The sequence below is a fragment of the Amycolatopsis sp. NPDC049868 genome (assembly GCF_044461365.1).
Taxonomy (GTDB): domain Bacteria; phylum Actinomycetota; class Actinomycetes; order Mycobacteriales; family Pseudonocardiaceae; genus Amycolatopsis.
This window is the reverse complement of the sequence record NZ_JBITKV010000009.1, coordinates 192717-214243: the sequence shown is the minus strand read 5'-3', so window position 1 is coordinate 214243 and position 21527 is coordinate 192717. Positions and strand designations below refer to the sequence as shown.

The window sequence follows — 21527 nt, the reverse complement described above, 5'->3', positions numbered from 1 at the left end:
TTCACTGCGGTGGGCGATACTGGGATCGAACCAGTGACCTCTTCGGTGTGAACGAAGCGCTCTCCCCCTGAGCTAATCGCCCGCGGTACGAACTTCGGTCCACCGGAGGAAGTGAACCTGGTGCGCGATACTGGGATTGAACCAGTGACCTCTTCCGTGTCAGGGAAGCGCTCTCCCGCTGAGCTAAACGCGCGTGGTGTTTCGTTCGTACTGACGATAGCTTAGCGGACCCCGTTTCGGGGCCGTCACAGGGGTTCCCTATCCGCGAAGCTCAGGGTTTCGGCAGCCGCGAAGCGACCGAGCCCGCGATCTCCTTCGCCCGGTCGCAAGGGCTTCCGCTCCCCTCGCGCGCCAGGAGCCGGACGGCGACGTGTTCGGCCTCGCGGTCCGGCAGCGGACGATGCTGCCAGGTGACGGCGCAGTTCGAGCCGCCGAACTCCCGCATGTCGCCGGTGACACCGCCGCGGAGGTCGACCGGCGAACCCTCCGGCGCGTAGGCACCTCGCTGCAACTCGACGGTCAGGGTGTCCCCGCCACCCACCCACTCGCAGATCCGCAACGTCCGCGGGGCCGGCTGCGCGTTGGGCATGGCCTTGCCGAGCACCGCCGGGTCGGCGACCGCGCACGGGTCGAGCGGCAGGATGCTCGCCGGGTCACCGGCGCGGTCGACCTCGTGCGTGCGCAGCCGGGTGAGCGCCGCGGTCAGCATGTCGTCGGCGGCCTTGCAGGGATCGCCGTCCCGGCCCGGATGGGAGACGACGACGCCCAGCCGCCGGTCCCCCGGCAGCTGCGCGACCGAATCGCAGCCGCCGCTGATCGTGCTGCGCAGCAACGGCACTCCTTCGGCTGTGCGGTCCGTCCGTTCGAGGCTGCTGGTGCTCACACCTTCGCCGAGCCGGAGTTCGAAGTCGGCGCCCTTGAGCCCGGTGTACTTGCAGCGAGCCGGGTAGATCGGGCCGGTCTCCGGTTTCAGGGTGCCGAACTCCGGCACGAACCGGCCCGCGAGCACCTTGCACGGATCCACCAGGCGCAGGCGTTCCGCGGCGAGCGCCTCACTCGCCGACAGCGAGGTCGTCCCGGGATTCTCGGGTTTGGCGTGCTCGGCGACGGCGAGGCCGAGCGCGACCATCCCGGCGACGACGAGCAGGACGACCGCGGCGAGCGAGCCGAACAGGATCTTCTTCGTCCGCGGCGCCATTTTCTTGGGCGGCGGCCGCCAGATCGGCAGCGGCAGGGCCAGCACCGAACGCACTTCGGTGTCCTGCTGCCGGATCCGGGCGTGCACGGCGGGCGGCCAGGGCGCCGTGCCGGGCGGCACGGGGCCGAGGAAGTCCAGGATCTGTTCTGGGGTCGGCCGCCGCGCTGGGTCCTTGGTCAGGCAGGGCTCGGCGACCCGCCGGATCTCGTCCGGGACGGCGCTGAAATCCGCCGAGGCGTGCACGACGTTATACAGGGTCTGCGGTGCGGTCGGTCCGGTGAACGGGCCGCGGCCGGTCGCGGCCATGACCAGGATCGCGCCGAGGGAGAACACGTCGCTCGCGCCGGTGATCGGCCCGCTGCCCGCCTGTTCGGGGGACATGAAGGCGGGCGAGCCGATGATCGCGCCCGTCCCGGTGAGGTCCGGCGTGTCCTCCGCCACCCGCGCGATGCCGAAGTCGATCACCCTGGGGCCATCACTCGTCAGGATGATGTTGCTGGGCTTGAGGTCCCGGTGGATCAGCCCGGCACGGTGGATCTCGGTCAGCGCCGCGGCGAGTCCGGACGCCAGCAGCCGCACCGACTCGGCGGGCAGCGGTCCGGCCGCGTCCACGGCTTCCTTCAGGGAAGGTCCGGTGACGAAGACCGAGGCGAGCCATGGGGTTTCCGCTTCCGCGTCGGCGTCCATGACCGCGGCCGTGTAGGCGCCGGAGACCAGCCGCGACGTGGCGACCTCGCGCCGGAACCGCTCACGGAAACGTGGGTCGTGCGCGAACTGGGCGTGCAGCTGTTTGACCGCGACGAGCCTGCCGTCCGGGGCCAAGCCGAGGACGACGCGGCCCATGCCGCCTTCGCCGAGTTCGGCGATGATCCGGTACGGGCCGATCTGCCGGGGTTCGCCGGGGTTCAACGGTTTCACTGACCAGCCCTAGGGTTTCGGAAGTTTCTGCAGCAGCACCCCGGCGAAGGCCTTGGCCTTCTCGCAGGCTTCGTCGGCGGTCATCTTCGTACCACTCGTCCCGACGGTGAGCTCGACGTTCTCCCCGTCGCGGTCGCTGACGGACCGATGCTGCCAGGTCAGCGAACAGGTGGAGCGGGCCACGCCGTCGTCCTTCTTCGCCAGGTACACCTTGGCACCGCCGAGCTCCAGGGTGGCGGTCCCCGTGTAGTACGAGTCCTTCGACTGGACCGGCGGGTACGCCCGCACAAGGCTCAGCCGGACACTGCCCGCCGCGTCGTAGCGGCATTGGTGCAGATGTTCGCGGATCGTTTCGACGACCGGGCCGATCAGCCGGTCCGTCGTCGCGGGGCCGACCAGCGCACACGGGTCCAGCGGCGCCAAGGTCCCGGCGGGGAGCTCGCGTTCCTGGCCGCCTGCCCGGATCCGCTTCACCGCGTCGGCGAGCGCGGCCTTCACCACCGAACACGCCGCGTCCTTTGTGGACATCGAGTTCACGTCGGCGGTGAGTTTGGTGCTCGGCAGGCCGGAGACCGGGACGGCGACCGCGCACGAGTCGTCGGAGCCCTTGATCCGCAACGGAAGCCCCTCCAGCTCACCGCCGGCTTCGCCTTCGACCAGGTCGCCGCCGACCGCGAGTTCCAGCCACTTGCCCGCGGGCGACGAGTACGTGCACGAATCGAACTGCATGTCGATCTCCGTGCTCAGCTTGCCGAACCCGGGCACGTCGCGGCCTGCCAGGACCTTGCACAGGTCGACCCGGCGCAGGTTGTCCGGGCCGAGCGGGTCCTGATTGACCGGGGTCGCGATCGGCTCGTCCGGCTGAGGTGGCGAACTCGGCGCGACGGCGGCCGGAGGCGGATCGTCTCCGGACAGGGAGACCGCCGCGACGACGCCACCGACGAGCAGCACGACGGCGGCCGCGGCGAGTCCCGCGTACAGGCCACGCCGGGATCGCTTCGGGGGCGGCGGGTTCAGCAGCCGCCGGACTTCGGCCTGTTGTGTCTCGATGAGGTGCGACACGACCGGTGGCCACGGGCTGGTCATCGGCGGGATCGGGCCCAGCCGCTCCAGTACCCAAGCCGGTGACGGCCGGTCCGCCGGGTTCTTCGCCAGGCACGGCTCGACGATCTGCCGGAGTTCCGGCGCCAGCTGCCGCAGATCGGGCTGGAGGTGCACGACGTTGTACAGGGTGTGCGGGGTGGACGTCCCGGTGAAGGGATTCGATCCGGTCGCGGCCATCACCAGCAGCGCGCCGAACGAGAACATGTCGCTCGCCGACGTCAGCTGCTTGCCCTCGGCCTGCTCCGGCGACATGAACCCGGGCGAGCCGATGACGGCGCCGGTATGCGTGAGTTCGGAGTCGCCCTCGACGGCGCGGGCGATACCGAAGTCGATCACCCGGGGACCGTCACCGGTGAGGATGACATTGCTCGGCTTCAGGTCGCGGTGGATCAGCCCGGCACGGTGGATGTCGCCGAGCGCCAGCGCGAGCCCCGCGGCGAGATGCCGGACCGCCACCGGCGGCAGCGGACCGCCGGAGGAGACCGCGTCGGACAGTGCCGGTCCCGGCACGAACACCGAGGCCAGCCACGGTGTCGGCGCGTTCGGGTCGGCGTCCATCACCGGCGCGGTGTACGCGCCGGACACCAGGCGGGAGGCCTCGACCTCCCGGCGGAACCGCTCGCGGAAGCCGGGATCGTGCGCGAAACCCGGATGGACCTGCTTGATCGCGACCAGGCGCCCGTCAGAGGAGGTCCCGAGCAGCACCCGGCCCATCCCACCCTCGCCGAGCGCGGCGAACACCCGGTAGCGCCCCACGACGGTGGGTTCGCCGGTGTTCAACGGCTTCACGAAGGCCCCCCTTGTTCCGAGGGGCGATGGTACAAAACCACCCGCAAGTGTCACGCGGTGCGTCGGTCCGCCCGGCCGAAATCCTTGAGCCGGAGGCTGTTGGACACGACGAGCACGGACGACAACGACATCGCCGCCCCGGCGATCAGCGGGTTCAGCAGCCCCAGTGCGGCCAGCGGGATCGCGGCGACGTTGTACCCGAACGCCCAGACCAGGTTGCCCCGGATGATCCGCAGCGTGCGGTCGGCGAGCCGGATGGCGTCGGGGACCACGCGCAGGTCTTCGCGGACCAGCACCATGTCGGCGGAGCGGACCGCGATGTCGCTGCCCTGCGCCATCGCCATGCCCAGATCCGCGGTGGCCAGCGCAGGACCGTCGTTGATCCCGTCGCCGACCATCGCGACCCGCGCTCCCCCGGCCCGCAGTTCCTCGATGACCGCGGCCTTCTCCGCGGGCAGCACTCCGGCGCGCACGTCGGAGACGCCGATCTCGTCCGCGACCACGCGGGCGGCGGCTTCGTTGTCGCCGGTCAGCAGCACGGTCCGCAGGCCGAGCGCGTGCAGGGCGTCGACGGCGGCCCGTGCCGACGGCTTCACGACGTCCCGGACCTCCAAGTGCCCGGCGATGCGGCCGTCCACCGCGACGAGGATCGCGGTCGCGCCGTCCGAGGCCGTGAAGCCGTCAGGGACGGTGATCCCGCGGTCGGCGAACAACCGCGCGTTGCCGACGAGGACCTGGCGCCCCTCGATTTCGCCCTGGGCGCCGAGCCCGGGCAGCGCGCCGAAACGTTCGACCGGGGGCAGGCCCGGCAGCTCGGCCCGCGCCGCGGTCACCACGGCCGCCGCGATGGCGTGCTCGGAACCGGCCTCCACGGCCCCGGCGAACCGCAGCAGCTCGCCGATGGTGAACCCGTCGGCGGGACGGCACGCGGTGACGGTCATCTTCCCGGTGGTGACGGTGCCGGTCTTGTCCAGCACGACCGTGTCCACCGTGCGGCTCGCCTCGAGCGCGTCCGGGCCCTTGATGAGGATGCCGAGCTGAGCACCGCGACCGACCCCGGCCATCAGCGCGGTCGGCGTCGCGAGCCCGAGCGCGCACGGGCAGGCGATGATGAGAACGGCGACGGCCGCCGCGAACCCTTCGCGCGCCGGTGCCCCGCCGAGCAGCCAGACCGCGAGCGTCAGCGCGGCCACGCCGAGCACGGCGGGGACGAACACCGCGCAGATCCGGTCGACCAGACGTTGCACCGCGGCCTTGCGGGCCTGCGCGCGTTCCGCGAGCGCGGTCATCTGGGCCAGCTGGGTGTGCGTGCCGACCGCGGTCGCGCGGACGACGAGCCTGCCGTCCCGGTTCATCGAAGCACCGATGACCCGGTCCCCGGTGGTGACCTCCGCGGGTACCGGCTCACCGGTCACCGCACTGACATCCACAGTGGACAGTCCGTTGTGGACGACACCGTCGGCGGCGATGGACTCCCCGGGTTTGACCACGAACAGGTCACCGGCGGCCAGTTCGCCGATCGGGACCATGGCCTCCTCCCCGTCGCGCAGCACCCGGACGTCCTTGGCGGCCAAGGCGTCCAGTGCGGCCAGCAGTCCGGCGGCACTGCGCCGGGACCGGCTCTCGAAGTACCGGCCCGCCAGCAGGAAGGTGGTCACTCCGGCGGCGACGTCGAGATAGATCGCGTCGGCACCGGCCGCCGTCGGGCCGAAGCCGATCCAGTAACCGGGTTCGGCGCCGCCCGCGACGGCGGACCAAGCCGACCAGGCGAACGACGAGAGCACCCCCAGCGACACCAGAGTGTCCATACTGGACGATCGATGACGGAGATTCCGCAGCGTGGCACGGTGGAACGGCAGCGCGGACCAGAACACGACGGGAACGGCCAAGGCGAGACACAACAGTTCCCAGCCGGGGAAGCGCAGCCGCGGCACCAGGGCGAGCGTGATCGAGAGGTTCCCCAGCGGGATCGCCAGCAGCGCGGCGACGACCAGCCGTCGCCGGAGATCCCGGACCCGGGCGAAGCCGATGTCCGGATCCTCGTCGCCGCGGATCTCCGCCGTGTAGCCGGATTTGCGGACCCGCTCGATGAGCACGTCGTCGGCCAGCGCTTCGGGGACCTGCACGGTGGCGCGCTCGGTCGCGTAGTTCACCGACGCGCGCACCCCGTCGAGCTTGTTCAGCGTGCGTTCCACCCGCGCCGAACAAGCGGCGCAGGTCATCCCCGACACGGTCAGCTCCACCGTGCGGACGGCGGCCTCCGGCGCGGAAATCGTCATTTCGTGGCACTCCCAGGTTTCACCGATGGTTCCTCGGTGGTGGAACAGGTGTCCCTGGTGGTGTCGCGAAGCAGATTACCGGCGACGGGAACCGGACCCGCCGCCGGGCCGACTACTGCGGTGGTGGTGGAAACAGGTGTCTCAAGTCAGCCTTCGGTACAGGTTGGTCGTGAGTGGCGTTCAGGGCCCCGGTCCGTGAAGGCCTCCTTGCCTCGGCTCAGCCGAAGAAACTCGACCTTCACACCTTCCCCCAGTACATGAAGGCCCCCATCCTTGCGCCTAAGTACAGGAAGGGGGCCTTCACGTTCTTCAGCTGCCCAACCGGCCTGGTGAGTGGCGATTCTGGCTAGAGCCAACAGCTTCTTAGGTACCTACTGGATTTCTGGCCGCAGCTGATTGCGGGCCAGGTCCGTGAAGGCCTCCTTACCTACCCTGAAGGTAGTGAAGGAGGCCTTCACGGACCCGCAGCTCGCCACACTCACCCCAGGCGCACCAGCAGTCACAAGGGTCACACGCGCCGCACACCCGACCACTAGGCCTGGCGCGGGGTCAGCGCGAGCTCGAAGGTGTTGCCGTCTCCCTGGAAGAGGGTGCTCACGTACGAGGTGAACGCGCCGCAGCCGGTCAGCGGCGCCAGCGAATAGGTACCGGCGAGCGCGCCGCCTTTCGCCATGGTGAAGCCGTCACCGGTGCGCAGTTCCGCCGTCGACGGGGCCGACGTCCGGCAGCCCGGCCCGGTGCTGACCGGCATCCCGACGAGTGTGACGAGCGGGAGGACGGTGGTGAACCGGGGCCGCGCGACGAAACCGGTCCCGGCGAGCTCGCCGCCTTGCGCTCCGTCGGCGACGAATTCCAGGTCGGCCGTGCCCGGCAGGAAGCCGAACAGCCGGAAGTCGGCGCGCGCCTTGTCGAACACCGGGCCGCCGCTGAACACGGTAGCCGCGGTCGGGCTCAGGTCGAAGGTGCCGGTCAGCGGTGCGGCCGCGCCGAGTGCTTTGACGCCGGTCTTCCCGGCGATCGCGTACCGGTGTCCCGCGGGTTTGTCGCCGAGTTCGAAGGAGAGCAGGACCGGATCCTGGCCGGGGTCGAGCGTGCAGTCCGAGGTGAACGAGCCGAGCCCGGTGAAGGAACCGTCGGCCTTCTTCGGGGTGAGTCGGGTGGTGAAGTCGCCGACGGTGAGCGTCGTCTTGCCGGGTTTCGCCAGCGTGATCGTGGGCACGGAGCCGGTCGCCACCGGGCTGAACGTGCCGGACGGCGGGAGATCGGTCTTCGCGACGTTCAGCGGGATGCGCACGGGAAGCGGGTTCGCGTCGCCGTTGACCAGTGTCACGCCCGCCGCCGCGGTGCCTTCGATGGTGGTGGCGCCGACGAGGTTCAGCCCGCGGGCCGCCTTGTCCGGCACGGTCACGGTGATGGTCAGCCCGGAGGTGGTGAGCGTGCCGCCGGGTGCTGTCGGCACCTCGAAGTCGGCCTTGATGTTCACGTCGAGCTTCTGCAAGCCGATCAGCGGGAACGGGCAGGTGAACGACAGCTTCTTGTCGACCGGCGTACCCGCCGCCGCGCTGCGGACGGCGACGAACAGCAGGCAGCCGGCGGTGATCAGCACGATGAGGCCCGCCGCGAGCAGTATCCGGACGTTGGCACGAAGGGGCATGGTCGCCTTCCCGAAAACGGCACCGGTCCCCGTCGCGGGAGGCGACGGGGACCGGCTGCCTGACTACTTCTTGGTGAGGTTCAGGTCCAGCGTGTTGCCGTCGCTCTTGGCGAACGCGCTGATCCAGTCGTTCAGCTGACCGCAGTTCTGCAGCGCGGACAGCGAGTAGGTACCGGTGAGCTTCCCGCCCTTGAGCAGGTCGAAATCCGGACCCGTGGTCATCTCGCTGGTGGACGGGCTGACCGTGCCGCACTTCGGGTCGGAGCTGATGGGGATCCCGAAGACCTGCACGCTCGGCAGGAACACGTTGAACTTGATGTGCGCCTTGAACCCGGTGCCGACGAGCTCACCGGACTGCTTGCCGACCTGCTCGACCTTGATCTCCGAGCGGCCGTCGATGAACCCGAACAGCTTGAACTGGGTGGACGACGGGTCGAGCTTCAGGTCACCGGTGAACGTCTTCGAGGCGAGGTCCACGTCCGCGTCGAAGCCACCGTTGATCGCGGCCGTGCTGCCGAGCGACTTCAGCGCGGTCTGCCCCTTGATGCCGAACGCGTACTTGATCCCGCCACCGGGGGTGGTGGTAGTGGGCGGGGTCGTCGGCGTGGTCGGCGTCGTGGGGGTGGTGGGCGTGGTCGGCGTCGTGGGAGTGGTCGGCGTGGTCGTGCCGCCGCCACCGTCACCGATCTTGATCGTGGCCAGCGTGTTGTTCTGGCCCGGATCCTGCGTGCACGGCGCGTCGATCGTGCCGTCCGGCGTGATGCCGGTGACCGAACCGTCGGCCTTGCGCGGGGTGACCTTCAGCTGCAGGTCACCCACGGTGATCTTCGCCTCGCCGGGCTGGTTGAAGGTCAGCGAAGGCGTCTTGCCCGCCGCGTTGACCGTCATCTCGCCCGAGGTGGGGATGTTCTGCTTGGCGATGTCGTTCGGGACCTTGACCGGGAGGTTGAGCCCCGGTGCCGCCACGGTCGCCGCCGCGATGGCCTGGCCTTCCAGCGTGGTCGCACCGATCAGGTTGAGCCCGCTGACCGTGTCCGCGTTGATCGTGGAGACGGCCTTGATGTCGAACGTCCCGGTCGGCTGACCGGTCTTGACCGACAGCGGAAGATCGGTGTTGATCACCACCTTGAGCGACTGCGACCCCACGAGCGGCAGGTTGCAGTGATAGTTGAGCGGGAGCGAGATCGGATCGGCGACACTGGACTGTGCCCCGACCACGAGTACCGCGGTGGCAAGCCCCACGGCACCGGCAGCGGCGGCGGCGACCGCCTTCTTGGTTCCTCTACGGTGACTCACGATCGTCCTTCCGTGGTATCAACGATGATACGAAACGGCGTACAATTCCCCAGAGCGATGAATATCGGCCCGTGAGAATTCTCCGGGTAGCGACGATGTCTGACGGATCGCAACCGAACAGTAAACTAACGACGCGTCCACACCGCTATCAAGTGCTTCCCCGGAAAAGTTGACGTGCCGCCGGTAAATTGTCACGCTGACACGGTGCCACGGGCCTGTTCCTAGTAGCGACACATGGGTTTCCCCAGTTCAGAGCCGGATAAGGCCACTCTCGAAACCGCTGATGAGGGTGACAATCGCACCCCGTAAAACTATCTCATGCGTGCCAATCCTCCTTTTCCGGCCCGCATCCGCCTTGCCTGCCGGAATCTTTCGTGAGTAACCTCGCGGTTCAGCAAGCCGGCCGCCGCCGACCACCGCGGAATCCCGCTCGTCGCGGGCGGGGCAGGCCCTCTTTCGCCGAATTCGACGGGGAAACCATGAAAAGAATGCGCCGCACGGCAGCGCGAATCGCGTTCGCCACCGTCTCCGTGACCGCCGCGGTGGTCCTGCTGAGCGCCTGCGGGTCCGACGAACCCGCCGACGCGGGAAGGCACGCCGACCCGGCCGCGCTCGCGTGGGTGGACAAGGTGTGCTCGGGCGTCGCGACAGGCTCGGCGAAGCTGTCCCAGCCGCCCGCGTTCGACCCCGCCGATCCGCAGGCGACGAAGACCGCGATGGTGGGTTTCCTGAACTCGCTCTCCGCCGCGCTCGACGACATGGCAGGCGGGATCCGGAACGCCGGTGTGCCGCCGGTTCCGGATGGACAGTCCGCCGTGGACAAGGCCACCACCACGCTCGGCGAGACCAAGTCGAAGGTGTCCGCCACCCTGACGCGGATGCAAGACGCCAGGGTCACCGATCAGGCGAGCCTGCAGAAGGTGGTCGCCGACGCGGACAGCACGATGAGCGGGCTGAGCGAGCCGGAAGGCCCGATCAAACACCTGCGCACCAACCCGGAACTGGATCTCGCGTTCACCGAGTCCACGACCTGCCGCCAGGTCTACGGCGGCAACGCCTGAGCCGGCGCTCGCGACACCGCACCCACAGCCATCCCATCCGCCCTGGAGGCCCGGCCGTGCCGACCCCGCTCCCCCGCCCGTCCCGCCGGACGCTCGCCGTCGCGCTGGCGATCGTCCTGTCCGCCGGTCTCCTGACCGTGCTGACCGGAAGCCCGGCGAGCTCCGCCGTCCCGGCGGCGTCCGACGACTCGTTCTACACCCCGCCGTCCCCGCTCCCGGCGGGCAAACCGGGTGACATCATCCGCTCGCGTGTCTCGAAAGCCGGTCCGCGTAAGGATTCCGTCAACGCGTGGCAGGTCATGTACCTGTCGACGAACGCCCTCGGGCAGCCGGACGCGGTGACCGGGACCGTGCTGGTGCCGAAGAACGTGGACCCGGCGAAGGCGCCGATCGTCTCGTTCGCCGCCGGTACGCACGGCCCCGCGTTCGACTGCACGCCGTCGAAGATGATCGACATCGGCGCGTTCTACGAGCAGTCCGGTCTCGACGACGCGCTCGACGCCGGGTACGCCGTCGCTCTCACCGACTACGAGGGCTACCGCCAGGATCCGAAGACGACGTACGTGGTCGGGCGTTCGGAAGGCCCGGCGGTGATCGACGTCGTCCGCGCCGCGCAGCGTCTGCCGGAGGCGAAACTGTCGGCCGACGCCAAGGTGCTCTTCCGCGGTTACTCGCAGGGCGGCGGGGCGGCCGCCTGGGCCGGTGAGGTGCAGCCCGCCTACGCGCCGGAGCTCAACCTCGTCGGCGTCGCCGCCGGCGGGGTGCCCGCCGATCTCGTCCAGGTCACCCTGCAGCTCGACGGGAAGTTCGGTTTCGGTGTCTTCGCCTACGCCCTGATCGGACTGGACAACGCCTACCCCGAGCTGAAACTGGACTCGTTCCTCAGCGACAACGGTCGCGTGAAACTGGCGGAGATGCAGAAGAGCGCGTGCACGTTCGAACTGCTCACCACCTACGCGAACAACAAGATCGCCGACTACACGACCAGCGCCGGGTACGTACGCCCGGAATGGGTCAAACGCCTCAACGAGAACAAGCTCGGCGGCACTCCCCCCAAGGTCCCGGTGTTCCTCTACCACGCCACCCAGGACCAGCTCGTGCAGTTCGCCCAGGCCGACGCGTTGCACAAGGCCTACTGCACCGCCGGGGTCAAGACGACCTGGAAGACCTTCGAGACCGACCACATCACGGCGGTCTACACCGGTAACGCCGACGTGCTCGCCTTCCTCAAGGACCGGGTCGCGGGCGCTCCGGCGACGTCGAACTGCGCCTGACGCGCGGGTCGTGAGTGGTGAGAACGGTTAGAGCCGTCCTCACCACTCGCGAGGCCCCGGACCGCTTCGGCGGTTGTGCGTGTTCGGCGGGACGACACGTGGAGTTTCCCCCGGATACCGGACACGGGGTTTCACGCGGCTTGTTGGTGACTGTAGCTGGTTCGGGTTTCGTGGGGTGTTCGGTGGCCGACTGTCGAATGTAGACGGTTGTGGTTGTAGTAGTGAGATAGCGGTATAGGTCGTGTCGTGCCTGGTCACGGGTGCGCCAGATGGTGGTGCCGATCTCGGTTTTGAGGGTGGCGAAGAACGACTCGGCGACGGCGTTGTCGTAGCAGGATCCGACCCGTCCGATCGACGGGCGGATCCGAGACTCGCTCAGCGCGGCGCGGAACTGGGCCGAGGTGTACTGAACCCCGCGGTCGGAGTGGAACACCGCGCCGGGGCTGATCAGGCCGCGTGCGGTGGCCAGGGTGATCGCGTCGCAGGCCAGGTCGGCGCGCATGTGGTCGGCCATGGCGTGCCCGACGACCTCGCGGGTGTGCAGATCGATCACCGTGGCCAGGTAGAGCCAGCCCTCGAAGGTGGGCAGGCAGGTGATGTCCCCGACGAATCGCTGACCAGGGTGCTCGGCGGTGAAATCGCGGTGGATCAGATCCTGGACTGCCGCGGCCGGCGACGGATCGGTCTTGGTCAGCGACCGGCGTTTGCGGCGGGTGATCCCGGCCAGGCCCTGCTCGCGCATCAACCGCTCCACCCGCTTGTGGTTCACCACCCGCCCGCGCCGGCGCAGCTCGGCGGTGATCCGCGGGACACCGTAGGCGCGCCGGTGCTCGGCATGGATCGAGGCGATCACCGCCACCAGCTCCCGCTCCCGCACCGCCGTGGCCTCACGGGCGGACTCGGCCGCGACCCATTCGTGGAAACCCTGCCGCCGCAGGCCCAGGACCTGGCACAACCGCTTCACGCCGAACTCGGCGCGATGCTCGGAGATGAACCGGTAGCGGTAGATCATCGATCCATCTCTTTGGCAAAATAGGCGGCCGCTTTACGCAGAATCTCCTTCTCTTTCTGCAGCTCAGCGACCTGCTTCCGCAACCGCTGCACCTCATCGGTGACCGCGGGATCCTCCGCCGGCGCGGCCGCTTCCTCTTTGGCCTTGTTCACCCACGACCGCAGCGTCTCGTGATTGACGCCCAGCTCGCGCGCGATCTGACGCAACGGACGATCACTGGACTCCACCAGCTCCACCGCATCCCGACGGAACTGCTCCGGATACTTCGACGAACGCGACACCAAGACATCCTCCCTCCAGACCCATGTCTGGAATCAAGATGTCCGGTCCCAAGGGGAAACCCCACACGCGTGATCAGGTGGACGACACGCGTGACTGGACGGACGACACACGCATAGCCGGGACCCGCCCGAGCCGTCCGCCTGGACACGCGTGTCGTCCGTCCGATCACACGTGTCGGCCATCCAGTCACGCGACCCAGCGTCCTTTGTGGACGAAAGTGACTCAGGCGTCGGCGGGCCGGAGCCGTTCCGCGCGCAACGCCAGCTCGATCCGCAGCCGCTGATCCGGATCGTCCAGCCGCCCGCCGAACAACTCGGAGAGCCGCCGAAGCCGGGCCCGCACCGTCTGCGGGTGCACGGCGAGCTGCCGGGCGATCTCGGGCGCGCTCCCCCTCGTCTGCACCTGCGTGAGCAGGGTCGCTGCCAGCTCGTCGTGCTGACGCGGCGCCAGCCCCGACAACGGTTCCAGCGCCTCGCCCGCGAGCCGGTCGAGCAGGAACTCGTCGGCGAGCAACAGCAGCGTGGTGATGTGCTCCTCGCACCACAGCACCGGGCCGACCGTGGTGATCATCCCCCGCTGGGCGAGCTCGGACGCGCGGCGCGCGATCCGGTAGGACTCGGCGGCCTGCGCGATCGGAACGGACACCCCGACCGTCGCCGACCAGCCGGACGGCAGCTCCCGCAGGCCGCTCAGGTCGGCTTCGGGGCAGGCCACCAGCGCGCCGGGCAGGTCGGAGACGAGATCCACGGGAACCGCCGAGGGCAGCAAGCCCGCCGGGAACGAGGGCGCTCCGGGTGACGAGGTGAAGACGACCGCGGTGATCCGGTCCGGGATCCGCCAGCCGATGGCGACGGCGAGCGCGGCGGCGTCGGCCTGGCTGTACCCGGTGCCACCGGCCAGCAGCCGGAACAACCGCGCCCGCTGTTCCGCGGGCCCCGTCGCCTCCGCCTGTGCGGCGTTGTAGCCGTCGGCCAGCGCCATCGTCACTTCGACGACGTCGCCGAAGAGGCACTCGGCCGCGCCGTAGAGGACATCACCGGGCAGCTGGAGCTGACGGCCGATCGAAGCGATCGACCGCCACAGCACCCGGCTCGAAACCCTGAACGCCGCCTGCGCGGCTTCCCGGCTGAGTCCTTGATGGAACGCGATCCGGCCCTGTGCGCGGAAATCGACGAGGAGGTCGTTCTGCAGCAGTTCGGGGACGCCGACCCTGTCGATGGCGCGCTCGATACTGCGCCTGGTCAGCTCGACGGCCGCCGCACGGGCCTCGCCGTCACTGAGCACCTCGGCACATTCACCGATTTCGGACACCACGCCTTCGACGCAGTGCCGTGCGATCGCCGGGATCCGCGGGCGGACGGCGTCGCCGAGTTCCCTCGGCAGACGTGCCCACAGGGCGCCGACGGGTTGCCAGCTCACGTGTGCGATCCCCCGTTGAGAAGTAGGCCGACGATTACGGGCACCAATTCCCTTTCGTCCGCGCGCCACCGGCGCACTCGAATGCACGGAGCGTAGAACCGTCGACACATCCGTGTCAAAAGACGTCACACCGAAACGCCCGTTCGTTGTCACGTCGCTGAGCCCGCGACTTTCCGTTGCAAATTCAACGTCACATTCGGGGTACGGGCCGTCCGCCGATCCAGTACAAACAGCCCAGCGCCGTTCCCGTCGTTCCGACGTGGTTATGAAAACGGATTCATGTTTCTCTTCCCGGTTCGAAGAAAATCAAAGGGTGGTCTTGGTGGTCGAGTACCGCGGTTTCGGCATGCTGGCGACGTTGCCGCGTTCGCTCGGCGAAGAACTGCGTCCGTATACCGGGCACGCCGCGGCCGCCATGGTCAAGCAGGTGCAGCGGTCGGTCACCGCGTATTCGCAGCCGTTGCGCGGCGTCTTCGGCCGCGTCCTGGTCGTCTCGTGCGAGCGGGCGGTGCGGCATTACGTCGACTGCATCGGCGACCCGGACCTCCCCCACGACCGCTGGATCGACTTCTACCGCATGCGCGGGCGGATGGAGTTCGCCGAGGGCCGGAGCCTGGAACCGTTGCACGACAGCGTGACCGTCGGCGCACGGGCGGCATGGCGGGCGATGCGGCCCATCGTGCGGGGGCTCGGCGTCGGCCTCGACGTCATCGCGCTCGCGGCGGAGTCCGTGTTCGTCTACGTCGACGAACTGTGCGCCACGACGATCGAGGGCTACCAGCAGGCGGAGTCCAGGGCGGCGGGGGCGATCCCGCTCCGGCGCCGCCGCCTGCTGGAGCTGATCGCCCAGGCACCGGAAGGCTCGGCGTGCAGTATCGCCAGCCTGGCCGACGGCGCCGGCTGGCGGGTTCCGGACGCCGCCGCGATGGTCGCGCTCCAGCGTGCCGCGGGCGCGCCGGCCTTTCCGGCCCACCTCCTGGACGACGCCGTACTGGCCGACCTCGACACCGCGGAGCCGTACCTGCTCACCGCGAATCCCGATGCCGACCTCGCCCCGCTGAAGGACGCGCTGGACGGCTGGCGGGTGGCCGTCTCGCCCGTCGTACCGCTCGCCGACGCCCCGGCCGCTCTCCGCACCGCCCGCCGCGCGCTTCTGCTGACCGGCGAGGACGCGCCCGGCCCGGTCATCTGGTGCCGGGACCACCTCGCCACGCTGTGGCTGCTCGCCGAAGACTTCCTCGGGGCCGAACTCGCCAAACAGAGCCTCGACCCGTTCACCTCGCTGAGCGAGAAACAGCAGGAACGGCTCAGCGAAACCCTGCTGGCGTGGCTGGAAACCCGTGGCGGGGCACCGGAGATCGCGCAACGGCTCGGCGTGCACCCGCAGACCGTGCGCAACCGTCTCCGTCAGCTGGAGGACCTGTTCGGCGACCGTCTCCGGGACGCCGACGACCGGTTGAACATGCAGCTCGCCTTGCGCGCGCAGCGCCTCATGCGCGCTCACCGTCGCGACGAAGGGACCTGATGCGCCGCACTCGCCGTTCCGGTGGCCGCACGGTGGGGAGCACCCAGCGGAGGCCGCGGCGGGCGCGCTTCGCCCTCGGCTGGTCGACGTGGAAGTCCGCCCGGCAGGCCATCGCATTTCTCCCCGGTGACGGGTGTTTACCGACGCTTTCCTGAATACCGGGACGGTGGGAAAATGTCGATGCGCAATAGACCGGCGTCCCCGGTTTTGGCATCCACCTCGGGGTCGGTCCCGGAATTCTTGTCACCCGGGTCGCAATCGCCGGACGTGTCCAGCGACACGCTGACGAATCCGGCGTTCCACACGTTATTTTGACGCCTGACAACGGAAAGGCGGGACATGGCCCTCCAAGCGCGCACACTGACCCTGCACGGCAGGGAAATCCGGCTGCGGGAATACGTTCCGTCCACAAAGGACGAGGCGGGCGAGCCGCTCGTGCTGCTGCACGGGATCTCGGGCAGCGGCGAGACCTGGGCACCATTGCTCGACCATTTCGAGCGAAGCGGGTTCGGGCGGCACGTCCTCGCCCCGGATCTTCCCGGCCACGGCGAGTCGGCCGCACCGCGGGCGGACTACGGCCTCGGCGCGATGGCCAGCGTGGTGCGCGACGTCCTCGCGCTCACCGGGAACCGGCACGCCACCATCGTCGGGCACTCCCTCGGCGGCGGGATAGCAATGCAGTTCGCCTACCAATTCCCCGAGATGTGCGCCCGGCTGGTGCTCGTGGGCAGTGCCGGGCTCGGCCCACAGGTGACCTCGGTGCTGCGCGCGACGGCGCTGCCGGGGGCGAAGGCGACGCTTTCCCTGGCGGTCAACCCGGTCACCGTCGCGATCGCGCGTGGGATCGCCGCGGTCGGCCGATCCCTCGGCGGGAAACTTTCCCCCGAGAGCCGGGAGCTGACACGTCACCTTGCGTCACTGGCCGACCCCGGCAGGCGGCGCGCCTTCCTCTTCATCGCCCGCAGCCTGATCGACCTCCGTGGCCAGCGCGCGAGCGCGATCGACAAGCTCTACCTCGCCAGGGAGGTGCCGACGCTCGTCGTCTGGGGCGCACACGATCCGCTCATCCCCGTCGCCCACGGCCGGACGACCGCGGAAGTGCTGCCGGACAGCCGATTGACCGTGTTCGAAAATGTGAAACACTTTCCGCATGTGGCCGACCCGGCTCGGTTCGCCGGCGAGCTCGAACGCTTCCTCGCCGCGACCGCGCCCGCCAGGCTGAGCCTGGACGAGGTCGTCGAGGTGCTCATCCGCGCCAGCGAGGCGGCGGAAGCGCCCGGAAACGTCCCGGAAAAGTTGTCATCCGGACGCCATCTCAGGCCTGCCTAAATGTCACTCGCCGCCGGTTTGGACCACCCGTTCGGGTGTAGTCCATACAGGTGGCCGATCAAGCCCCCGCCAGCCGTTGACAGTCCTCTCGGCCGGATTTTATGTTGCGTGAGCCACAAAATCTGGATCGGCTTCACCGTTGAAGAGGCTGATTTTGTTGCCAGCAAGGATAAAAACATGACCGACTTGGATACCGGATTCTCGCGGCACGATCTGCGGACCGCACGACCCGACCCCGACGTGCGCAACCCCGCCACCCCGCACCGCCAGCCACCGGGTCCGGTCCAGCGACCGCGCGCCTTCACGCCGGCACCGAGAACCCCAGTGGAGAACCGACCTGTGCGCAGCACCGGTGCGAATGGACTGTGGGCGTCACTGCCCAGAGACCTGGGCGAGCGGTTCCGGCCGCGGGCCGACCCCTTGGCACGAGCCATCCTGCAGGAGGTGCAACGAGCCGTTCCCGAGTACGCGCAGCCGTTGGAAGGCGCGTTCGGACAGATGATCACGCAGGGTATCCGGCAGGCGATCCTGCATTGCCTCGATACGGTCGGTCAGGGGACGGCGCCGCTCGACAAGTGGTCGGCGGTGTTCCGCAACCTCGGGAAGGTCGAATTCAGCGAAGGCCGCAGCCTCGACTGCCTTCAGACGGCCTACCGCGTCGGCGGCCGCGTCGCGTGGCGACACGTTTCGGAATTCGGGCAGGCGATCGGAGCGGACGCCGATCTCCTGTGCACCGCGGCCGAGGCGATTTTCGCTTACGTGGACGAGATTTCCGCACTGTCCATCGAGGGCTACACGACCGCGCAGGAACGGGCTGCGGGCACCAGGGCGAGACGCAGGCGCAGGTTGCTCGAACTGATGCTGTCCGATCCCCCGTCCTCACCGCAGTCGATCGCGTCCCACGCCGCGAACGCCCAGTGGGCGCTGCCCGCCGAGGTCACGGTCGTCGCGCTGGAACGACGGCTCGGCCCGCTGGACCCCGACAGCGCCGATCTGGACGCCGACGTCCTGGTCGACTTCGAAGGTCCGAAGCCCTGCCTGGTCACCGGCGACCCGGAGAAGCACCTGAAGGACCTCGCCGAACGGCTTCCCGGCTGGCGCGCGGTGATCGGCCCGGCCGTGCGGCTCACCGAAGCGCCGCGCTCCCTGATGTGGGCCCGCCGCACGCTGCGGCTGGTCCAGCGCGGGGTCTTGCCGGACAATCCGGTCACCCGGTACAGCGACCACCTGTCCACCCTGTGGCTGCTCGCCGACGAGTTCCTGGTCCGTGAGCTGTGCACGCGCAGCCTCGCCCCGTTCGACGACCTCACGCCCAAACAGCGGGCGCGGCTCGGGGAGACGTTGCTGATCTGGCTCCAGTCCCGGGGCAGCGCTCCGGAGATCGCGAAGAAGCTCAAGGTCCACCCGCAGACCGTCCGGTACCGCATGCACCAGCTCATCGATCTCTTCGGCGACCGGTTGAACAACGCCGACGACCGGCTCGACATGGAGATCGCCCTGCGTGCGGAGGCCCTGCTCGCCGACGACTGACAGATCAGCGTTTCCCACTCACAACGAGGTGACGAGGTGACCCGACCGCAGGACGCCCGCAGCGGGGTCGAGGCGACATACGGTCCGCTGCTCACGCCCGCCCGGCCGGGTGGGTCGAGCGGGCGCCCGGTCCAGCTCTGGGCGCTCCTGCCGAGAGAACTGGCGACCGTGTTCCGGCCGGGGCTGGCCGATACGGCTGGGGAGGTGGTCCGGGAGATCCAGCGGACCATTCCCGAGTACGCGCGGCCGCTGGACGGCGCGTTCGGGAAGGCGCTCAAGACCGGCGTGCAGATGGCGTTCGTACAGTTCCTCGAACGCCTCGGGAACCCCGAGGCGCCGTCGGAGGACCGGCGGAGCGTGTTCGTGAGCCTGGGTGTCCAGGAGTTCCATCAGGGCCGCAACGTCGACGTCCTCCAGGCGGCCTACCGAGTGGGCGCCAGGGTGACCTGGCGCCGGATGGCCGAACTGGGGCGCCGCGCGGGGGTGCCTTCCGCGACGCTGTGCCTGCTCGCGGAAGCCATCTTCGCCTACATCGACGAGCTTTCGGCGCTGTCGGTCGAGGGCCACGCGGAGGCGCGGGAAAAGGCCGCCGGCGCGCTGGAGCGCCGGCGGCACCGGCTGATGGAGCTCCTGCTCGCCGAACCACCGTCGCCTCCCGAGGTCGTCAAACACGCCGCCGGCTTGGCTCGCTGGCAACTACCGGACCTGCTCGTCGCCGTCGCCCTCGACCAGCCGCCGGACGAGGCCCCACCGGCCGCCTCGACCGCGCTCGCCGACTTCGAGAGCACCTTCCCCTGTCTGCTGCTGCCCGCTCCGGAACCGGACGAACGGGAGCGATTCGCCGAGGACCTGGCGGGCGGCCGGGCCGCGATCGGCCCCGCGGTCCCACCCGTTTTCGCGGCCCGCTCCTTACGGGCCGCCCGAGAGGCCCTGCGCCTCGTCGACTCCGGCGCGCTCGTGGACGAGCCCGTGACGTGGTGCGTCGACCATCTTTCGCGCCTGTGGCTGCTCAAGGAACCGTTCTTGGCCGCCGAGCTCGTCCGGGAACGGCTCGGGCCGCTGGCGGGGCTGACCGGGAAGCAGCATTCTCGGCTGGCCGGGACGCTACTGGCGTGGCTGGAGACCTGCGGGAACGTCCGCGAGGTGGCGGAACGGCTCGCGGTGCACCCGCAGACGGTGCGTTCCCGCGCTCAGGAACTGGAGGCGCTGTTCGCGGACGGGCTACGGGATCCGGAGCGGCGATTCGAGATGATCCTGGCTTTGCGGGCTGCTCCTTCTTGACGGTTTTGCGCGTCTCGGGGTACCGCGGCCGACGTTGCGAAAGCCACTCTCGCAACGTTGAAGGTTGCGAAAGTGGCTTTCGCAACCTTCGGACCAGGCGCAACTCCCGGTCACATCAAGGCTGCAGCACGGGAAGGTCACTCACGGAAGCGATTGGGGGACCTTGGTTGCGTTGAGTGAGGGGTGTGTGGGAAAATGGGCGGTCAAACGCCCCAATTCCAAACCCCCCCCACCAAAGCCGGCCCCCCCCCCGCCCGCGGCCGCCCAACCCGGGCCCCCCCCCCAACCCCCCGCACAAAACACGGCCCCCGCAGGCCATGCACCACCCGCAACGGGTGTGGGCGACGTGGGTCCTGGCGGGCGGGGGGTGTGTGGAAATAGGGACGTTCAACGTCCCTATTTCCACACACCCCTCACCAAGGCGGCCCCCCCGACGTCAGGCGGCAGCCAAAGCGGTCACCCGCCACTTCCCCTCGGCCCGTTCCGCGCTGACGCTCAGCTGAGCCGCACCCGTACTGCGCTGCCCGTCCCCGCGCACACCGGTCTGGTCCAGGAACACCAGCAGCGACGCCCGGTCCCCGTCGAGGACCTTGACACCCGAGACCACCGCGGTCGAGGTCACGACCAGTTTCTGCTCCGCCGCGAGCCCCCGCACCTGCGCGAACAGCTGGTCGTACTGTCCCAGCGCCGGGCCGGTGAGGACCGCTTTCGCGGCCTGCTCGCTCTTGGCGGGGTCGTCGTAGCGGTAGGAGAAGACCGTTCCGAGCGCTTTGCCGATCTGGTCGCTCACCTCCGCGGTGGTGGCGACGTCGGTCAGCGCGGTGTTGTGCGCCAGCGCCGCCGTCGCGTCCCGCGCCTCGATGGCGAACCACCCCGCGAGGCCCGCCATCACCAGCGCGACCGCGCCGAACACCACCGCTCCCCGCCGCCGCACGGGAACGGCGACCGGGACATCAGGGGTTTCCTCGGCGGGAGCCTCGAGAACTCGCGTGCTCCCGCCCATCTTCCCGGCCACCTTCACCGCGCGCCGCGCCGGTTTGTCGGCTCGTTTCGTGGTCATCGCGTCCTCCGTCAGGGCTTTCCGGTGTCGGTCACCGGCACCTGGCCGAGCGACGTGACACGCCACCCGTCCGGCGTCCGGTTCAGGCCGGCGCGGAACCGGTTGTGCTTGGTCACGGCTTCCCCGCCCTCGGGCCGCACTTCGAGTTCGACCGAAGCGATCACCTCGGCCGTCCCGCCGCCACTGTCCACTTCGGTCACCGCGGCGTCGACGACTCGGCCGGTGGTGACGGTCTTCGCCTGGCCGATCCGGCCGAGGCCGCCTTCCCTGTCCCGCGCCAGCTCTTCGTGCAGCGCGCCGCCGGACAGGTTCAGCCAGTTCTGGTATCCCTGTTCCGCCTGCCGGTAGTCCAAAGTGGTCAGTGCGGCGACCGACTGCCTGCCCGCCTGCAAGGCCTCGTCGCGGACCGTGGCCCGCGCGACGCCGTCGTCATGGCTCGCGTCCCACCACGAGTACCCGAACCAGGCCGCCACCGCGGTGGCGACGACTGCGAAGAATACGGCGATCCGAGTCATG

At 69.4% G+C, this 21527-nt stretch carries 16 protein-coding genes and 2 tRNA genes; 6 read left to right on the top strand and 12 right to left on the bottom strand.

The window, feature by feature from the left end:
• Positions 1-10 precede the first annotated feature (10 nt).
• The 7 genes from ACIBTM_RS31845 to ACIBTM_RS31815 all read right to left on the bottom strand — a co-directional run bounded on the left by ACIBTM_RS31845 (position 11) and on the right by ACIBTM_RS31815 (position 9238).
• Positions 11-82, bottom strand: a tRNA-Val gene (locus tag ACIBTM_RS31845).
• A 36-nt stretch (positions 83-118) separates the two neighbouring features.
• Positions 119-193 (bottom strand) — tRNA-Val (locus ACIBTM_RS31840).
• A gap of 78 nt (positions 194-271) precedes the next feature.
• Complete coding sequence (locus ACIBTM_RS31835) at positions 272-2116, bottom strand: serine/threonine-protein kinase (protein WP_395880844.1); 1845 nt, start codon at positions 2114-2116, stop codon at positions 272-274.
• A 9-nt stretch (positions 2117-2125) separates the two neighbouring features.
• Positions 2126-4009 (bottom strand): serine/threonine-protein kinase, encoded by a 1884-nt coding sequence (locus tag ACIBTM_RS31830; protein ID WP_395880843.1) that lies wholly within the window; start codon positions 4007-4009, stop codon positions 2126-2128.
• A 50-nt stretch (positions 4010-4059) separates the two neighbouring features.
• Positions 4060-6288 (bottom strand): heavy metal translocating P-type ATPase, encoded by a 2229-nt coding sequence (locus tag ACIBTM_RS31825; protein WP_395880842.1) that lies wholly within the window; start codon positions 6286-6288, stop codon positions 4060-4062.
• Positions 6289-6820: 532 nt separating this feature from the next.
• Positions 6821-7942: a DUF6801 domain-containing protein gene (locus tag ACIBTM_RS31820; RefSeq protein WP_395880841.1), complete on the bottom strand. Its 1122-nt coding sequence runs from the start codon at positions 7940-7942 to the stop codon at positions 6821-6823.
• Positions 7943-8005: 63 nt separating this feature from the next.
• Positions 8006-9238, bottom strand: coding sequence for a DUF6801 domain-containing protein (locus tag ACIBTM_RS31815; protein ID WP_395880840.1), 1233 nt, complete (start codon positions 9236-9238; stop codon positions 8006-8008).
• Between the two features lie 488 nt (positions 9239-9726).
• Here ACIBTM_RS31815 and ACIBTM_RS31810 point away from each other — a divergent pair, with 488 nt between their 5' ends.
• Both ACIBTM_RS31810 and ACIBTM_RS31805 read left to right on the top strand, forming a co-directional pair.
• On the top strand, positions 9727-10299 hold the full coding sequence (locus tag ACIBTM_RS31810) for a hypothetical protein (RefSeq protein ID WP_395880839.1): 573 nt from the start codon (positions 9727-9729) through the stop codon (positions 10297-10299).
• Positions 10300-10355: 56 nt separating this feature from the next.
• The gene (locus ACIBTM_RS31805; protein WP_395880838.1) at positions 10356-11573 is read left to right on the top strand and encodes a lipase family protein; all 1218 of its coding nucleotides are present in this window, start codon (positions 10356-10358) and stop codon (positions 11571-11573) included.
• Here the strand turns inward: ACIBTM_RS31805 and ACIBTM_RS31800 are convergent.
• From ACIBTM_RS31800 to ACIBTM_RS31790, 3 genes are all read right to left on the bottom strand, one after another.
• Positions 11527-12585 carry an IS3 family transposase gene (locus tag ACIBTM_RS31800; RefSeq protein ID WP_395880837.1) on the bottom strand — a complete coding sequence of 353 codons (1059 nt, stop codon included), beginning with the start codon at positions 12583-12585 and terminating at the stop codon, positions 11527-11529. The genes ACIBTM_RS31805 and ACIBTM_RS31800 overlap by 47 nt on opposite strands.
• Complete coding sequence (locus ACIBTM_RS31795) at positions 12582-12866, bottom strand: transposase (RefSeq protein WP_395880836.1); 285 nt, start codon at positions 12864-12866, stop codon at positions 12582-12584. Before ACIBTM_RS31795 ends, ACIBTM_RS31800 begins: the two co-directional genes overlap by 4 nt.
• Positions 12867-13089: 223 nt before the next feature.
• The gene (locus tag ACIBTM_RS31790) at positions 13090-14286 is read right to left on the bottom strand and encodes a PucR family transcriptional regulator (protein ID WP_395880835.1); all 1197 of its coding nucleotides are present in this window, start codon (positions 14284-14286) and stop codon (positions 13090-13092) included.
• 313 nt (positions 14287-14599) lie between these two features.
• Here ACIBTM_RS31790 and ACIBTM_RS31785 point away from each other — a divergent pair, with 313 nt between their 5' ends.
• The 4 genes from ACIBTM_RS31785 (at position 14600) to ACIBTM_RS31770 (ending at position 19951) form a co-directional block, all read left to right on the top strand.
• Positions 14600-15811, top strand: a complete 1212-nt coding sequence (locus ACIBTM_RS31785) for a PucR family transcriptional regulator (RefSeq protein WP_395880834.1) — start codon at positions 14600-14602, stop codon at positions 15809-15811.
• 339 nt (positions 15812-16150) lie between these two features.
• Positions 16151-17140, top strand: a complete 990-nt coding sequence (locus ACIBTM_RS31780; RefSeq protein WP_395880833.1) for an alpha/beta fold hydrolase — start codon at positions 16151-16153, stop codon at positions 17138-17140.
• A 339-nt stretch (positions 17141-17479) separates the two neighbouring features.
• The gene (locus ACIBTM_RS31775; RefSeq protein WP_395880993.1) at positions 17480-18670 is read left to right on the top strand and encodes a helix-turn-helix domain-containing protein; all 1191 of its coding nucleotides are present in this window, start codon (positions 17480-17482) and stop codon (positions 18668-18670) included.
• A 36-nt stretch (positions 18671-18706) separates the two neighbouring features.
• Positions 18707-19951, top strand: coding sequence for a PucR family transcriptional regulator (locus ACIBTM_RS31770; protein ID WP_395880832.1), 1245 nt, complete (start codon positions 18707-18709; stop codon positions 19949-19951).
• A 436-nt stretch (positions 19952-20387) separates the two neighbouring features.
• On the opposite strand, the gene ACIBTM_RS31765 is transcribed toward ACIBTM_RS31770, so the two are convergent.
• Together ACIBTM_RS31765 and ACIBTM_RS31760 are read right to left on the bottom strand one after the other, a co-directional pair.
• Complete coding sequence (locus ACIBTM_RS31765; protein ID WP_395880831.1) at positions 20388-21011, bottom strand: hypothetical protein; 624 nt, start codon at positions 21009-21011, stop codon at positions 20388-20390.
• Between the two features lie 11 nt (positions 21012-21022).
• On the bottom strand, positions 21023-21526 hold the full coding sequence (locus tag ACIBTM_RS31760; RefSeq protein ID WP_395880830.1) for a hypothetical protein: 504 nt from the start codon (positions 21524-21526) through the stop codon (positions 21023-21025).
• Position 21527: the final 1 nt, after the last annotated feature.

Coding starts and splice junctions, on each gene's coding strand:
- ACIBTM_RS31825 (WP_395880842.1), bottom strand. CDS start 6,288: ATGACGATTTCCGCGCCGGAGGCCGCCGTCCGCACGGTGGAGCTGACC.
- ACIBTM_RS31820 (WP_395880841.1), bottom strand. CDS start 7,942: ATGCCCCTTCGTGCCAACGTCCGGATACTGCTCGCGGCGGGCCTCATC.
- ACIBTM_RS31810 (WP_395880839.1), top strand. CDS start 9,727: ATGCGCCGCACGGCAGCGCGAATCGCGTTCGCCACCGTCTCCGTGACC.
- ACIBTM_RS31800 (WP_395880837.1), bottom strand. CDS start 12,585: ATGATCTACCGCTACCGGTTCATCTCCGAGCATCGCGCCGAGTTCGGC.
- ACIBTM_RS31780 (WP_395880833.1), top strand. CDS start 16,151: ATGGCCCTCCAAGCGCGCACACTGACCCTGCACGGCAGGGAAATCCGG.
- ACIBTM_RS31765 (WP_395880831.1), bottom strand. CDS start 21,011: ATGACCACGAAACGAGCCGACAAACCGGCGCGGCGCGCGGTGAAGGTG.
- ACIBTM_RS31760 (WP_395880830.1), bottom strand. CDS start 21,526: ATGACTCGGATCGCCGTATTCTTCGCAGTCGTCGCCACCGCGGTGGCG.